Consider the following 14,869-nt stretch of genomic DNA (forward strand, 5'->3'; position numbering starts at 1 on the left):
GCTCATCCCTTTTCATTAAAACTGTCGTAATTCAGTTTAGTACCGTTTCAATTATCACATTTGATGCTTGCGCTCTACTTGATGGTAGTAATGTAAGCTTTTAATGAGCCTTAACTGAAATTTGTCGCGGTGGCAAGGGCTTTCCAGCTTTCCATATCTCTTTGCACATCAGCAATTTTTGCATTTGCAAGCTCATAAGCATCCGGCCCAAGAAAAAGATGTAGCGGCGCATTATTGCTTTCCGCAACGGAAATAATCACATCACTGGCTTTCTCCGGGTCGCCGGGTTGTTGGTTGTTGATGTCGTTTTGGTGCGCAGCCTGCGAATCACGAACTTCCTTGTATGCATCAATCGGGTTGTTAGGAACCGCTAAGGAGTCCGGATTTAAAAATGCTGTTCTAAAATAGCCAGGCTCTACAACTGTAGCTTTAATTCCGAGCGGTTTTACTTCTGCAGCCAGCGATTCTGTGAAGCCTGCAACAGCAAACTTGGTAGCGCAATAGATTCCAAAACCTGGAAAGTTGCCAGAAAAACCGCCAATAGACGAGATATTAAAAATGTGGCCAGACTGCTGTTTCCTCATTTGTGGCATCACCCTTCTTATTACATTTAGCGAGCCGAAAACGTTCACGTCAAAATTCTGGCGGGATTCCTGGTCGCTTAGTTCTTCTAAAGCGCCAAGCATGCCGTAACCGGCATTATTTACAACGAAATCTAACTGGCCAAATTTGTTAATCGTTTGTCCTACAGCTTTTTCAACGCTTTCTTCGCTCAGCAAATCAACAGATAAGGGGAGGAAGTTGTTAAACGAGCCGACAGCTTTTGATAAGTCTTCTACGTTTCTCGATGTTGCAGCAACATCATAACCTTTACTCAATAATTTTTTTACCAAGGTTAGTCCCAGGCCTTTTGATGCCCCGGTAACGAACCAAACTTTTTTATTTTCCATGATTCTTGTTTTTAAATTGTGAATTTTCAATCTTGCCACGCACAAAAAGTGCATTTGCGGCGAGGATTGCATTAAGTTTTATACTGATAATCTTGATAATCTTCTAATAATCAGTTGAAATCGTTATTGCCTTCCAATCCTGAATTTCCTTTTTCAATGCATCGAGCTTTGCATTTGCCCGTAGCAAAGCATCATTTCCCAGCAGTAAATGAAGCGGAGGGTTTGGCATACTTGCCAGAGAAATCATTGCTGCGGCAGCCTTTTCGGGGTCGCCAGCCTGTGCGCCATCCATTTTAAGGTATTTCGCATGCACATTACGTACTTCCGCATACTCATCAATCGGGTGCTGCGCCAGTACCAGAGATTCTTGAGTAAGGAAGCTTGTTCTGAAGGCGCCTGGTGCCACAACTGTCACCTTAACTCCAAATTCTTTAACATCCTCTGCTAACACTTCCGAAAGTGCAATTACTGCTGCTTTTGCTGCTGAATAAACCGCCCAGCCGGTGGCGCCAGCTATTCCCGCTATTGATGCAATGTTTATGATGTGCCCTGAACGTTGCTTTCTTAAATGTAAGCTCGCTTTTCTAATCACGTTTAAAGTCCCAAAAACATTTACATCAAAAGCCTGACGGGTTTCCTCGTCGCTAAGCTCTTCGATACTCCCGCCAACGCCGTAGCCAGCGTTGTTAATTACTACATCAATTCTCCCGAATTTCGCGATTGTTGCATCAACAGCTTGCTCAACACTTTTTTCGTCTGCTAAATTAACTTCCAGCGGAAGAAATTTTTCCGAGTTCGTATTTACGGCCCGGCTTAACTCACTTCCTGTTCTGGAAGTGGCTGCAACAGACTGGCCTGCTTGTAATAATTGATTTACTAAACTTAAACCCAGTCCTTTGGAGGCGCCAGTTATAAACCAAACTTTTTTAAGTCCCATAATTTTATCCTTTTTGTTGATACAAAAGTATGGATGAAGTATAAACTTATAACTACGCGAATCAAACTAATGATTACGAAATTCAAACAATCCGGTAGGATGTTGGTGTATGGTTAGTTAATTTCTTAAAAAAATTATTGAAATGAGTGGGTTCTTCGAAGCCAAGGCAATACCCAATTTCTGAAATATTCCAGTCTGTATGTTTAAGCAAAGCCATTGCCTCGCTAAGCAAACGTTCGGTAATGTAATGCGTAGTTGTTTTTCCGGTAGTCTCTTTAATTGCTCTGTTTAAGTGGTTTACGTGTACAGAAAGTTGTGCGGCATAATCTTTGGCCGAACGCATGGTAAACCTTTGAGCGGGATTTTCTATAGGAAACTGCCGCTCCAAAAGTTCAGTAAATACGGCAGTAATCCTGGAGTTTGCATCAGGGTGTTTGTACAATCCCTCCGAAGGCTCGGTCTTTAATGCAAAATGTGTAATCTCCGTAGTATAGTTCCTCAGCAAATCATATTTATATAAGTAATCACTGGTAATTTCACCAAGCATCTTTTCAAAAATAGATGACACGTATTCGTCTTGCTGCTCATTTAAAACGTAAGCTGGCTTACCGCCAACGGCAAACATCGGCAAATCACCAATATTTCCTCTGATTTTCTCGTTGAAAAAAGCTTCCGTGAAAATGCAGAAATAGCCCTTTATATCCTGCATTTTACCGCTGGCAAGTTCCCAGGTGTAAGGAACGAGAGGATTAAAAAACATGAGCGCCGTGCCGTTAATTTCTACGCTTTTGTCTGCATAGTGGTATATGTTGTGACCACGGTTTAAAGCAATCTTGTAAAAATCCCTTCTGCTGTAACTCATTGGTGGCTTGTCATCGCCGAGACAATCTTCTAAACGAAAGACGTTAAAATGGCCAATGTCTTTTTGTAAGTTATCAGGCAAAAAATCAAACTTGTTCTTATAAAAATCTGCTATCGATTCTGATTTGCTCATAGGTCAAAGTTACAAAATTCAAACTTGTAAGTGAAAATGTAATTGCCGCCGGACTGAGAATTCGTTTTTAAGCGCTTGATTTTGGCCGGCAATTTTTTCGTAATTTACTACCTATCATTAAAAAGAGCAGCTCCTGAAACGTCCAATATCTGGCGGTTATTGCAGCTAATAAAAGTACTTTAAAATGATAAAAATAGTTACACTTAATATACCATTCGGTATATATTTGTCCTGTCGATTTTATTGATTATGACAAAAGCAGAAAAGACCAAAAATTATATTGTTGAGAAAACAGCGCCGATTTTCAATATGAAAGGCTACGCAGGTACATCATTAAATGATATCACCGCTGCAACTGGGTTAACTAAAGGCAGTATTTACGGTAATTTCGCCAACAAAGACGAGGTTGCTTTGGCCGCTTTTGATTACAATTTAAATAGTAATGTAAAGAAAATTGAAGCGGCGGTTAGCAAAAGCCGTTCTACAAAATCAAAACTTCTTGCTTACATAGAGGTATACGAAAGTGTGCTGGTTGATGGGATCACAGTGGGCGGTTGCCCGGTATTAAACACAGCTATTGATGCAGATGATACACACCCGGCGCTCAGGGAAAAAGTTCTTCGAGCAGTGTTATCATGGAAAAAAGGTATAAGTAGTTTGGTTACAGATGGTATTAACAATGGCGAAATTACAGCCGGCACAGATCCTGAGCAGGTTGCTTTAACACTCATCGCTATGATTGAGGGCGCCATCATGATTTCCCGGCTTACCAATAACTTTGATCACTGGCATTCGATAATGAATTCTTTAAAAAAATATATAAACAGCCTCGGCTAAAAAATTTTAACTTAAAATATACCGATTGGTATAAAAATTAGAAATTATGAAAACTTCACAAAACACAGTATTAATTATCGGCGGAACTGCCGGAATCGGATTAGAAATTGTTAAACAATTAACTGCATTAAATAATCGGGTAATTGTTACAGGTAGAGACCAAGAGCGCCTCGATACTGCATTGGCGGGCTTGAACAATGTTACCGGAATTCAATTTGACGTAAGCAAAGCAGGAGATGTAGATAGTTTGGTCAAACGTATTTCTTCAGAATTTAAACACCTAAACATGGTTATCAATAATGCTGGTCGTGCAATCTATTATAATTTGGGAGATGCTAACCAGGACAGTTTTGCAAACGCTGAAGACGAAATGCTAACGAATTATCTGTCAATCATCAGGATAAACGAAAAATTATTGCCAATTCTAAAACAACAGCCGGAAGCTGCAATTGTAAATGTTTCTTCAGTTGTTGCATACGTTCCGGGCATTACACTCCCTACCTATGCAGCAAGTAAAGCAGCACTACATTCTTACACCACATCCTTAAGGCTAAGTCTAGAAGCAACAAAGGTTAAGGTTTTTGAATTGATGCCACCATTGGTTGATACAGAATTTTCGAAAGAAATTGGTGGCCACAACGGCATTAAGCCGTCTGTTGTCGCCGATGATTTTATCGCCGCACTCGCAAAGGATGAGTTTGAAATCAGGGTGGGCGACACGGCTAAAATTTATGAACTGTTCCGGAAATCACCTGATTATGCGCTTAACTTACTAAATGCAGATAGGAAGGAATGGGTTGAATCGGTTAAATAGCCAATTAAGAAAATGATTTGAAAAACTTTTGTCGTTGATATAGCAAATTTCACACTTGGAATTGGCACCTTTGCGGCAATTAGGGCATAACTACCGGACACCGAGAATTGAAATAGCTGTTAGAAGAACGACTTTTTGATTACATGATTTTGAACCTGAATATGTCGATTTGAATCTCTGTGCTGACTATACCCTTGAGAAAAAACTATAAAATATAATAAAATGAAACGAGTAGTTGTAACTGGCCTGGGTGCGATAACACCCCTTGGAAACACTGTAGAAACGCTGTGGACTAATATTTTAAATGGTCAAAGTGGTGTCGGGCCGATTACTAAATTTGATACCAGCAAATTTAAAACAAATTTTGCTGCAGAAGTAAAAGACTTTAATCCAGAGGATTTTTTGGATAAAAAGGAAGCTAGAAAATTCGATACTTTTACCCAGTACGCCATTGCATCCACCGACCAGGCTATTGCAGATGCTGGGTTGGATTTTACAACAATGAGTGATGAGCAACTGGCCGAAGTTGGCGTTATCTGGGCGACTGGTAACGGTGGTATTTCCACCTTTGAGGAACAATTGGCGGAATTTCATCAGGGTGATGGCACGCCACGGTTTAGTCCTTTTTTTATTCCAAAGATGATTGTAGATATTGCAGCAGGTGCAATTAGTATTCGCCACAAATTACGTGGACCAAACTATTGTACAGTTTCAGCCTGCGCCTCATCCAATACCGCCATTATAAGTGCTTTCGATACCATTCGTTTGGGTAAAGCAAGTATTATGGTTGCCGGTGGCTCAGAAGCGGCCATCACGGAAGCATCGGTTGGTGGTTTCAATGCTGCCCAGGCCTTATCAAAGCGAAATGATAGTCCGGAGACGGCATCAAGACCGTTTGATGAAAGTCGCGATGGCTTTGTGATGGGCGAGGGAGCCGGCGCTCTGATTTTGGAAGAACTGGAATACGCTGTGGCCCGCGGTGCTCACATTTATGCTGAGATTGTTGGCGGCGGTATGGCTGCAGATGCTTATCATTTGACAGGGACGCCGCCAGATGGTATTGGCGCAACCGTCGGAATGAAGAAAGCGCTCAAGGATGCTAATATTTCAGCTGACAAAATCGATTACATAAATGCTCATGCCACCTCAACAGGATTAGGGGATTTGAGCGAATTAATTGCAATTAATAATGTGTTTGAAGGTTTGCCGGTAGTAATTGGCGCATCAAAATCTATGACAGGTCATTTATTAGGCGCCGCCGGTGCGGTAGAAAGTTTAATCAGCATCCTTGCCATTAGAGATGGCATTATTCCACCAACAATTAATACTAAAAAACTCGATGAAAAGATCCCGCAAGGATTAAATATTGTTTTGGCAGAGCCGATAAAAAAAGAAATCAACTACGTATTAAACAATACTTTCGGGTTTGGCGGCCACGTTGCCAGTACAATTTTCAAAAAATACCAGGATTAATTATTTATCCATTAACAAATTAACAAGCTCTTTTAATTCTTCAAGTTCTTGCTCCAACTTTGCCACACGATTTTCCAACGCTTCATTGGGTTGGAAAATTGTTTGCGGAGTTAGCGATTCATTTTCTGGTGTATCTGCCTGTTCACCAAGTAAATGTATGTACCTGGCTTCTTTTTGTCCAGCTTTTTTAGGTAACAACTTTACGAATGCAGGTTCTTCTTCAGCCAATTTTTTTAGCTGCAGTACAATATCCTCAATACTTTCGAATTCGTGCAATCTGGCAGAATTGCTATTAATTTCTCCGGGTGTAAGCGGTCCGCGTAAAAGCAGCAAACAAAGAATTGCAAGTTCTGATGGAACTAATGGAAATACAATGCCGAGATTATGCTTGTATTTAATTACACGGCTCGAACCTCCTGTAGCAGTTGATATTAAGCCTTTCAATTTTAGAGCGTTCAGGGTTAGGGTAACGGTTTCCTCATCATACTCTACCACCGGATTTCTCGAACTTTTCTGGTTGCAGGCAGCGGTCAGGCTATTTAATGTCATTGGATAATAATCGGGCGTAGTCCGGCTTTTTTCAATCAATGATCCTAAAACACGTTGTTCTTCTGCAGATAAATTGGGGATGGCTATAATATCTTCCATTTGATAAAAGTATAAATAGCGTTTACATTTTCGAAATTATTTTCACAAAACGCTATGTCCATGCCAAAGAAAAACACCACTAAAACCCTGGGATAATCTGCAATGTGAAAGGTTTTTTTGCCACTCTTCAATGCTTTATTAGAATTATTCTAAATTTCCAAATTGCGGTGTTTTAAGGTTAAGAATAGCGAACTTTAGAAACAACAACATCTCAAAACACATTTTATGCAATCATCAGATAAGGAATCAACCGCGGGCGACTCGAGGAGGGATTTTCTCAAAAAAAGTTCCTTGATAACAGCCATCGCCTTAACACCAGCTGCAGCACTAAAGGCGGCAGAAAACCAGGCCGATGAACGTTTCGCCGAGCTTTTCGAAAAAATTCCCCTTAATCTTACAGTCAATAACAAAGCCTTTAAGACTTCAATTGAGCCAAGAGTTACACTTTTGGATTATTTACGGGAAGAACTTCATTTAACAGGCACAAAGAAAGGATGCGACCATGGGCAGTGTGGTGCTTGTACCGTTCATGTTGATGGCGAACGTGTTAATTCTTGCTTGAGTTTGGCAGTTATGAACGAAGGTAAAAAGATAACAACTATTGAGGGCCTGGCGAATGGCGAAGAATTACATCCTATGCAAGCTGCATTCATTAAGCATGATGGTTTTCAATGCGGCTATTGCACGCCCGGCCAGATCATGTCTGCCGTAGCCTGCGTTAATGAAGGCCATACCGGGTCAAGAGCAGAGATTAGTGAATATATGAGTGGAAACATCTGTAGATGTGGTGCTTACCCAAACATTGTTGATGCAATTGTTGAGGTTTCGAAAGGAGGAATGAAGGCATGATAAATTTTCAGTATTTAAGAACAACTTCGGCAAAATCAGCAATTAATTTACTATTAAAGGATAAAAATTCCAGGTTCATTGCGGGCGGTACCAATCTAATTGATTTGATGAAAAGAGGAGTTACCGCTCCTGAAAAATTGATTGACATAAACCATGTTCCCTTAAAACAAATAGAACTTGTAGGCAATAACATTATTATTGGTGCATTGGCATCAAATACAGCTGTAGCAAAGAACGAAATTGTTAATGCAGAATTGCCACTTTTGGCCATGGCTTTAAATGCCGGCGCTTCGGCACAGCTTAGAAACGTAGCTACTGTAGGTGGAAACATGATGCAGCGAACCCGTTGTGGCTACTTTTACGATATTGAAATGCCATGCAATAAACGGCAGCCAGGCTCCGGATGCGGGGCTCTTGGTGGTTTCAACCGGATGCATGCCATTTTTGGAACTTCTGACAAATGTATTGCCGTTCACCCGAGTGATATGTGCGTTGCATTAGTTGCTTTGGATGCTGTTGTTGTGCTCGCGAATGCGAAAGGCGAACGGAAAGTTTTATTTAAAGATTTTCATCGCCTTGCGGGAGATACGCCTCAGATAGACAATAACTTAAAAGCTGATGAAATGATTATCAGACTGGAAATTCCAACAAATAATATGGCTAAAAATTCTCATTATCTAAAGGTGAGAGACAGGGCATCTTATGCTTTCGCATTAGTTTCTGTAGCCGCAGGAATGGAGGTTGTGGATGATAAAATTATTAATGTTAGGCTGGCGATGGGCGGGGTAGCACACAAACCGTGGCGTTTAACTGCGGCAGAAGATTTCCTGAAAGGCAAAGAGCCATCCCTCGGAAATTTTGAGCAAGCTGCCAAACTGGCCATGAGTGGTGCAAAAGGTTTCGGAGAAAACGATTTTAAACTTCAGATGGCTCCTAACACAATTATTGAAGCGTTAACCATTGCAAAATCGAAAGCATAAACATGGACAATCGAATATCAAAAGATGCAAATGACCGTGTAGATGGAATTTACAAGGTGACGGGAAAAGCTAAATACTTTGCCGAATATGAATTGCCAGGCTTAACTTATGGCGTTTTAGTAACGAGTACAATTACAAAAGGCAAAATAACTGCGCTCGATACAAAGGCCGCTGAAAAGGCACCTGGCGTTATTGCAGTAATATCGCACTTAAATAAGCCATCTGCTCCGGCTTATGAGCAAGAGGGTGGCTCACCCTTCAAAATTTTCTATACCGATAAAATCTTTTTCAACGGGCAGCCAATTGCGATTGTAGTTGCTAACACTTTCGAAAGAGCAACATATGCTGCATCGCTGGTGAAAGCGACTTACGCTAAAGAAGAATTTAATACCGATTTTGAAAAAGCGGTAAAGGATGCAAAATCGAAGAAGCTGCAGGGACAGCCAGATTATAAACGAGGTACAGAAAATGCCTATAAAACTGCCGAGGTAAAAATCGAAGCGCAATATCATCTGCCAATAGAAACACACAACCCGATGGAGTTGGCGGGAATTATAGCAGACTGGCGCCCAAATAACCAGGTAACTGTTTATGCGAAAACGCAGGGCGTTAAGGCAACGCAGGGAACCATTGCAAACGTATTTAAAATTCCGGTAGAAAATATCCAGGTAAATTCTGAATTTGTGGGTGGTGGCTTTGGAATGGGCCTTAGAACCTGGCCATTGGAAATAGCAACGGTTATGGCATCAAAGCATATCGCTAAACCTGTAAAGCTTGTCATTACCCGCATGCAAATGTTTACCATGGTGGGCAACAGGCCGGCAGCAGTGCAAACCGTGGGTTTAGGGGCGAATAAAGATGGAACCTTAACAGGCATAACGCACAGAGCCTTTGGCGAAACTTCTGCTTATGAAAATTTCACCGAAGGTGTCGTAAACATGGCTAAATTTATGTATCAATGCGATAATGTAAATACACAATACACCGTTGTACCTGTAGATTTAGGCGTGCCAATCTGGATGCGTGGGCCGGGAGAAGCAACAGGTGCCTTCGCCCTCGAAAGTGCTATTGACGAGCTTGCGCATGCTTTAGATATGGATCCGCTGGAATTCCGGACGAAGAATGACCCTGAAAAAGACCAGCAACGCAACAAACCTTTTTCTGATAAAAACATTAAGGAAGCTTATAAAATAGGCGCCGAGAAAATTGGCTGGTCGGAACGAAAGAACAAGCCAGGCAGTTTGATAGATGGCCAATGGAAAAGCGGCTACGGCGTAAGTATCGGTGTTTTTAATGCGAACAGGGGTAGGGCAAGCGTGAAAGGTATTCTAAAAGCCGATGGCACATTGATTTTACAAAGCGCTACAAGTGATATTGGTCCGGGTACCGGAACCGGTATGACGCTCATCGCGAGTAAACTGTTGGGCATTACGGGTGATAAGATAAAGTTTGAGCTCGGCGATTCTTCGTTACCACCTGCGCCTAGCCAGGGTGGTTCGGCAACATTATCTACCGTAGGTTCTGCTGTAAACGATGTTTGCGTAAGCTTAAAGTCGACCATAGCAGAGCTTGCCGCAAACTCGAATATGGATGCCACTTCAAATTTTGTAGACGTGTTGAAGAAAAACAGCTTGCCCTCAATTGAGGTTACCAAGCAAAGTCAGGCCGGCAAGGAACGTGAAGACTATTCCATGTATTCTTTTTCCATCCACTTTGTGAAAGTTAAAGTGCACAGTTTAACCGGTGTGGTTAAGGTAGATAAAATTGTCTCAGTTGGCGATTCGGGAACGATAGTAAGTCCGAAAACTGCCAGAAGCCAAATGGTTGGCGGCGCCGTGGGTGGTGTTGGCATGGCGTTAACCGAAGAATCGGTAATAGACCATCGCTATGGCAGGTATATTAATAACAATTTTGCAGACTACCACGTGCCGGTAAATGCGGACATCCCTGAAATTGAGGTACATTTTATAAACAAGCCAGACCCCTACATAAATCCGATGGGCGCAAAAGGAATGGGTGAAATTGCTTTGATTGGTTTTTCTGCGGCCGTAGCAAATGCGGTTTTCAACGCTACCGGTAAGCGGATAAGAACACTTCCAATTACACCCGACAAAATATTGGCGAGCGTTTAATGATTTTCAGTTAACCAACAAAGGCGAACCGATTGGTTCGCCTTTGTTGGTTTTATTTAATGTAAATGTTATTTGGCTGTTGATTTGCCATCATATGTAGCAGCTAACTTCAATGCGTTATAAGCATTAACAATTCCGCCACTAATAGATAAATCTGCAAATGGAACTGATGCTTTTGGCGCATCATCGCCTTCTCCTTTTTTGTATTCTACATTGTGGTTCACTTTAACAACAGATTTTACGATGATCTCTTTAACCTGAGCTGCGCTAAGTTTTGGATAATATGAGCGAATCAAAGCCGCCAAGCCTGCTACTACTGGCGAAGCCATACTTGTACCATCTAAATTTTTGTATTTCGAATCCGGAATTGTAGAGTAAATCTGAACGCCGGGAGCGAAAACATCAACCTGGGTTTTACCAAAGTTAGAGAAACTCGCTTTCAGGGTTTCGTCGTCTTTTGGCCCCGATGCGCCAACGGTAATCCATGACGCAATTGTTTTCTCATCTAAATCTTTGTGGTTAGGGAAATTATTCTCGGTGTCGATATCTTTATTTTCGTTACCAGCCGCTTGCACAATTAATACATCTTTTGATGCTGCATATTTCATCGCTTCGTTTACAACAGCTTTATTCCAGCTGTAGGCTTTTCCGAAGCTCATGTTAATAACCTTCGCACCATTATCAACCGCGTAACGAATCGCATTGGCAACGTCTTTATCGCGTTCATCACCATTAGGCGTACACCGAACACCCATAATTAAGACGTTATCGGCCACGCCGTTTATGCCAAGTTTGTTGGTTCTGTCGGCGGCAATAATACCGGCAACGTGCGAACCATGCATTGCATCAGGACCTTTCACATCATTATTTCCGTAGTTTTTCTCGTTGTCGTTGTTAGGGTCATCACCAACAATATCACGTGGATTATAATCAAGGTTTAGGTTGTAATTTGCTTGTTCGGTATAATATTTTACGCCTTCCGTAATTTGGTCCTCATAAAAATCTTTGAAGCTTCCTTTTTTCAATTCTTGAGACAAAACTTCCTGAATCCGTGCATCAGCGTTAGTTTCAGGTTTAAACTTAACAAAATCTTCAGCAGTAGGATTTGGTTTCCCTATCTTTTTCACAACAGCATCTAAAGCATTTTTAAAGCCAGCCAAACCTGCCAGATTTGCGTTTGCTTCACCAAGTTGCTTCTCCAAATCAGAGCGCATAACTTTAAATGCTTCATAGTCTTTTTTGTCCTGCTCGGTAACGTTTGCGTCAGTTGTGTTTGCAAATCTTTTCATGTCTCTGCGAACTAAACGGGTAAGTTCCAGGGTCTCATGGTCTACAGAACCTTTTGGGCCTCCGATAAAATTCCAGCCATGAATATCGTCGACATAACCATTATTATCGTCGTCTTTCCCATTGCCAGCCACTTCTTTTGTATTCACCCACATAACACGCTTCAAGTCTTCATGTTGCGCATCTACGCCGCCATCATTCACGGCCACGATAACTTTGGTCGATTTTTTACCTTTCAGTAATTCTTTATATGCTTTTTCCGTACCGATTCCAAATACCGAATCAGTTCTTAAGTCGAGATTTTGCCAGTTCGCTTTCTGCGCATTTGCGAGAAAAGGCACTGATATAATCGCTGCTAAACTAAATAACCTTTTAAAAATTTTACTCTTATTCATTTCTGTTTTTTGTATTTAACGGCAAAATATAGCTTTAATTTTCATCAAAAGATAAACCCATTAATAAAAATGATGTTCGCCGAACATTTTATAAATAAAAAGCAGGATTTGTTACAAAACAAGTCCTGCTTTTTAAAATAATATATGTGATGTTATTTTATTGCTGAGGCAATTTCTTTTGCTTTTGCAGTGTGGCCTTCAATAACGCTCAGGGTTTTTGTTGCCCAGGCTTTTAAGTCAAGGTCTTTATTTTGTTTGCCCTGCTCAAAAAGTTTTACCGTTTTTTCATGGTCATCTACCATCATTGCAATGTAGTGTTTGTCAAAACTATCGCCTGTCATCTTTTTCATTTCATCCAGATGTATTTGCTCATCTGCAGGTAACGCATCAGGAGTAATTATTTTTGCTTTAGAAGCAAGCGCTTTCAGCTCCTGGTTTGCCTTACTGTGGTCTGTAATCATTTGCTGGGCGAAATTCTTAACCTCACCATTTTTTGCATTTTTGAGTGCTATTTTGGCTGCTTCGACTTCCATTATCCCACCTACAGCTGCTTTTTTTAGAAATGTCGCTCCATCATCATCCAATGTAGTTTCGGTACTTTCTGAGCCAGAAACATGCACGCCATTAACCATTGTAGTATCGCCACCTACGCTGTCTTTTGTAGTCGATGACTTTTTATCAGCAGTTTGGCAAGATTGTAAAATTACTAATGTAGAAAGGGCTAAACCTAAAAATATCTTTTTCATTGCTTTTTCTTTTGTTTGCTTAAAAAACAAGAAAGCGTTGAAAAGGTTTTTAATTAACGAAGCGTTTACTGCGGGTCGTAAACATTGTTAACTACGATTGCCATCTGACGCTCGGGATTTTTTATCTCCGAGAATCCAAATTGCCGGTATAACTCGTGTGCATCTAATGTGGTAAGTTGATAACGTCGCAAACCTTGTAAATCAGGATGGAAAATCATGAAAGACATTAATTTCTTAGAAAGGCCAAGTCCACGGTATTCAGGCTCAATGTAAACGTCGCACAGGTATGCAAAAGTTGCCTTATCCGTTACCCATCTCGAAAAACCTATTTGTAAATCACCCTTATAAATACCAAAACAAAGCGAATTTTCTAATGATTTTTTGACAGTAGCCTTAGGTATGTTTTTGGCCCAGTAAGATTCCTCGCTCAAATAACGGTGAATGGCATCGAGTTGTAAGAGGTCTTTATTATCAGAAAAGACAAAACCATGTTCACTAATTTCCATATGGGATGCTGCTTGTTTTTTATTTATACATGGACAGATTAGGGCGAAATAGTTCGCTAAAATTCGAACCCTTAGTTGCGCATATTAATATACTGTAGGGGCTGGCCAAAATCCTCGTTACGGCAAAGGTTAATTACCGCTTGCAAATCGTCGATTTTTTTTGCGGTAACCCTAACCTGGTCATCCATTATTGACGGTTGTACTTTCAGGCCGCTCGCTTTAATTTTAGCCACAACCTTCTTCGCAGCTTCTTTATCCAAACCCTCTTTAATGCTTATTTCTTTACGAATCATATTTCCTGATGCCTGTTGTTCATCTCCGAAGTCCAGACTTTTTGGATCGAGATTTTGTTTCATCATCCTGGAAATTATCGACCCTTCAATAGCTTTTAAACGCATATCATCTTCCGTAACAATGGTTACGATGTTGGTTTTCTTATCAAGGTCTATCGTACTCTTCGAGCCATTGAAATCGAAACGGTTCAAAATTTCTTTTTTAGCATTGTTGATTGCGTTGTCCAGTGTTTGCGCATCAACTTTACTTACAATATCAAAAGAAGGCATGGTTTTAGCTTTAAAGTAAAAAAATAAGTAGATTTAGTACATCATTACTGATGCTACAAAAAAACGAAAAATATTATGAAAACCACCAAAGCGAAGACGCTAAAAAAAACAACAAAAAAAGATGCGAAGAAACAATTGGAGCAATCTTTAACGGCTCAGTTTTTGGAAGTCGTTAAAAGTTTAGGTCACGACGCGTCGGAGATTAGTGCGGAGGTTGCAAAAGCAAGCAAAAGAGTGGCAAAGAAGCTTACAAAAAAGTTTACGGTTATAAAGGCGGATGTGGGACATAAAATAGATGACATACTCCATTCAGCAAAAGCGGTTAAAAAAGATATTAAAAAACCAGTAGAGAAAGCGGCAACTAAAGCTGAAAAGGTGGTTAAAAAAGCGGTTTCGAAAGCGAAACCAGTTGTGCAAAGTGTAAAAGTTGCTGCAATAGCGACAGAAGAAAAGGCTGAAACGGCGATTTCAAAGCCAATTGCTAAGGCTGTTTCGAGTGCTAAGGCGGTAGTTTCGGCAGGAGAAAAATCTGCCGGGAACGCAACGGAGGTAGTAAAAACTGCTGCAGATAAATCTGCCTCAAAAGGAGCTATCGACGCAAAACAGGCCGCTAAGAAAGTTGCGTCGAAAGCAATTGAAACTGTGCCGGCAACGACAGCTAAAAAGATTGCTTCTGAAGCAAAGCCAGTGGCAAAAAAGGTTGCTAAAACAACAACGACTAAATAGTTTGTTAACATTAATATGGTTACGAATTAACA

15 protein-coding genes are annotated in these 14,869 nt (G+C 40.8%); 7 read left to right on the plus strand and 8 right to left on the minus strand.

What is annotated here, in order from left to right; translation table 11 throughout:
- Positions 1-110 precede the first annotated feature (110 nt).
- The 3 genes from AC0IWT_RS03350 to AC0IWT_RS03360 form a co-directional block, all read right to left on the minus strand.
- Positions 111-950 carry an SDR family oxidoreductase gene (locus AC0IWT_RS03350; protein WP_471795980.1) on the minus strand — a complete coding sequence of 280 codons (840 nt, stop codon included), beginning with the start codon at positions 948-950 and terminating at the stop codon, positions 111-113.
- A 103-nt stretch (positions 951-1,053) separates the two neighbouring features.
- A complete protein-coding gene (locus AC0IWT_RS03355) occupies positions 1,054-1,887 on the minus strand; it encodes an SDR family NAD(P)-dependent oxidoreductase (RefSeq protein ID WP_471795981.1) in 834 nt (277 codons plus the stop codon).
- Between the two features lie 82 nt (positions 1,888-1,969).
- Complete coding sequence (locus AC0IWT_RS03360) at positions 1,970-2,881, minus strand: helix-turn-helix domain-containing protein (RefSeq protein ID WP_471795982.1); 912 nt, start codon at positions 2,879-2,881, stop codon at positions 1,970-1,972.
- A gap of 249 nt (positions 2,882-3,130) precedes the next feature.
- Between AC0IWT_RS03360 and AC0IWT_RS03365 the strand changes: the two genes are divergently transcribed.
- From AC0IWT_RS03365 to fabF, 3 genes are all read left to right on the plus strand, one after another.
- A complete protein-coding gene (locus AC0IWT_RS03365; protein ID WP_471795983.1) occupies positions 3,131-3,718 on the plus strand; it encodes a TetR/AcrR family transcriptional regulator in 588 nt (195 codons plus the stop codon).
- Between the two features lie 46 nt (positions 3,719-3,764).
- The gene (locus AC0IWT_RS03370) at positions 3,765-4,532 is read left to right on the plus strand and encodes an SDR family oxidoreductase (protein ID WP_471795984.1); all 768 of its coding nucleotides are present in this window, start codon (positions 3,765-3,767) and stop codon (positions 4,530-4,532) included.
- 222 nt (positions 4,533-4,754) lie between these two features.
- Complete coding sequence (gene fabF, locus AC0IWT_RS03375; RefSeq protein ID WP_471795985.1) at positions 4,755-6,005, plus strand: beta-ketoacyl-ACP synthase II; 1,251 nt, start codon at positions 4,755-4,757, stop codon at positions 6,003-6,005.
- Here fabF and AC0IWT_RS03380 read toward each other — a convergent pair whose 3' ends face one another.
- On the minus strand, positions 6,006-6,653 hold the full coding sequence (locus AC0IWT_RS03380; protein ID WP_471795986.1) for a YceH family protein: 648 nt from the start codon (positions 6,651-6,653) through the stop codon (positions 6,006-6,008).
- 225 nt (positions 6,654-6,878) lie between these two features.
- Between AC0IWT_RS03380 and AC0IWT_RS03385 the strand changes: the two genes are divergently transcribed.
- From AC0IWT_RS03385 to AC0IWT_RS03395, 3 genes are read left to right on the plus strand one after another with little or no spacing between them, the layout of a single operon-like run.
- A complete protein-coding gene (locus AC0IWT_RS03385) occupies positions 6,879-7,502 on the plus strand; it encodes a (2Fe-2S)-binding protein (RefSeq protein ID WP_056872231.1) in 624 nt (207 codons plus the stop codon).
- A complete protein-coding gene (locus AC0IWT_RS03390; protein WP_471795987.1) occupies positions 7,499-8,482 on the plus strand; it encodes an FAD binding domain-containing protein in 984 nt (327 codons plus the stop codon). Before AC0IWT_RS03385 ends, AC0IWT_RS03390 begins: the two co-directional genes overlap by 4 nt.
- A gap of 2 nt (positions 8,483-8,484) precedes the next feature.
- Positions 8,485-10,614: a xanthine dehydrogenase family protein molybdopterin-binding subunit gene (locus AC0IWT_RS03395; RefSeq protein ID WP_471795988.1), complete on the plus strand. Its 2,130-nt coding sequence runs from the start codon at positions 8,485-8,487 to the stop codon at positions 10,612-10,614.
- Positions 10,615-10,682: 68 nt separating this feature from the next.
- Here the strand turns inward: AC0IWT_RS03395 and AC0IWT_RS03400 are convergent, their stop codons facing one another.
- The 4 genes from AC0IWT_RS03400 to AC0IWT_RS03415 form a co-directional block, all read right to left on the minus strand.
- The gene (locus AC0IWT_RS03400) at positions 10,683-12,296 is read right to left on the minus strand and encodes a S8 family peptidase (protein WP_471795989.1); all 1,614 of its coding nucleotides are present in this window, start codon (positions 12,294-12,296) and stop codon (positions 10,683-10,685) included.
- 152 nt (positions 12,297-12,448) lie between these two features.
- Positions 12,449-13,042 (minus strand): DUF4142 domain-containing protein, encoded by a 594-nt coding sequence (locus tag AC0IWT_RS03405; protein WP_471795990.1) that lies wholly within the window; start codon positions 13,040-13,042, stop codon positions 12,449-12,451.
- A gap of 65 nt (positions 13,043-13,107) precedes the next feature.
- On the minus strand, positions 13,108-13,548 hold the full coding sequence (locus AC0IWT_RS03410) for a GNAT family N-acetyltransferase (protein WP_471795991.1): 441 nt from the start codon (positions 13,546-13,548) through the stop codon (positions 13,108-13,110).
- A 71-nt stretch (positions 13,549-13,619) separates the two neighbouring features.
- Positions 13,620-14,111, minus strand: a complete 492-nt coding sequence (locus AC0IWT_RS03415) for a YajQ family cyclic di-GMP-binding protein (protein ID WP_056872237.1) — start codon at positions 14,109-14,111, stop codon at positions 13,620-13,622.
- 75 nt (positions 14,112-14,186) lie between these two features.
- Here AC0IWT_RS03415 and AC0IWT_RS03420 point away from each other — a divergent pair, with 75 nt between their 5' ends.
- Positions 14,187-14,837 carry a hypothetical protein gene (locus AC0IWT_RS03420; protein ID WP_471795992.1) on the plus strand — a complete coding sequence of 217 codons (651 nt, stop codon included), beginning with the start codon at positions 14,187-14,189 and terminating at the stop codon, positions 14,835-14,837.
- Positions 14,838-14,869 lie beyond the last annotated feature (32 nt).

The sequence above is a fragment of the Pedobacter sp. AC464 genome (assembly GCF_979253075.1).

Bases quoted from the DNA above. Each gene is read 5' to 3' on its own strand.
- AC0IWT_RS03350 (WP_471795980.1), bottom strand. From the start codon at position 950: ATGGAAAATAAAAAAGTTTGGTTCGTTACCGGGGCATCAAAAGGCCTG.
- AC0IWT_RS03355 (WP_471795981.1), bottom strand. From the start codon at position 1,887: ATGGGACTTAAAAAAGTTTGGTTTATAACTGGCGCCTCCAAAGGACTG.
- AC0IWT_RS03360 (WP_471795982.1), bottom strand. From the start codon at position 2,881: ATGAGCAAATCAGAATCGATAGCAGATTTTTATAAGAACAAGTTTGAT.
- AC0IWT_RS03365 (WP_471795983.1), top strand. From the start codon at position 3,131: ATGACAAAAGCAGAAAAGACCAAAAATTATATTGTTGAGAAAACAGCG.
- AC0IWT_RS03370 (WP_471795984.1), top strand. From the start codon at position 3,765: ATGAAAACTTCACAAAACACAGTATTAATTATCGGCGGAACTGCCGGA.
- fabF (WP_471795985.1), top strand. From the start codon at position 4,755: ATGAAACGAGTAGTTGTAACTGGCCTGGGTGCGATAACACCCCTTGGA.
- AC0IWT_RS03380 (WP_471795986.1), bottom strand. From the start codon at position 6,653: ATGGAAGATATTATAGCCATCCCCAATTTATCTGCAGAAGAACAACGT.
- AC0IWT_RS03385 (WP_056872231.1), top strand. From the start codon at position 6,879: ATGCAATCATCAGATAAGGAATCAACCGCGGGCGACTCGAGGAGGGAT.
- AC0IWT_RS03390 (WP_471795987.1), top strand. From the start codon at position 7,499: ATGATAAATTTTCAGTATTTAAGAACAACTTCGGCAAAATCAGCAATT.
- AC0IWT_RS03395 (WP_471795988.1), top strand. From the start codon at position 8,485: ATGGACAATCGAATATCAAAAGATGCAAATGACCGTGTAGATGGAATT.
- AC0IWT_RS03400 (WP_471795989.1), bottom strand. From the start codon at position 12,296: ATGAATAAGAGTAAAATTTTTAAAAGGTTATTTAGTTTAGCAGCGATT.
- AC0IWT_RS03405 (WP_471795990.1), bottom strand. From the start codon at position 13,042: ATGAAAAAGATATTTTTAGGTTTAGCCCTTTCTACATTAGTAATTTTA.
- AC0IWT_RS03410 (WP_471795991.1), bottom strand. From the start codon at position 13,548: ATGGAAATTAGTGAACATGGTTTTGTCTTTTCTGATAATAAAGACCTC.
- AC0IWT_RS03415 (WP_056872237.1), bottom strand. From the start codon at position 14,111: ATGCCTTCTTTTGATATTGTAAGTAAAGTTGATGCGCAAACACTGGAC.
- AC0IWT_RS03420 (WP_471795992.1), top strand. From the start codon at position 14,187: ATGAAAACCACCAAAGCGAAGACGCTAAAAAAAACAACAAAAAAAGAT.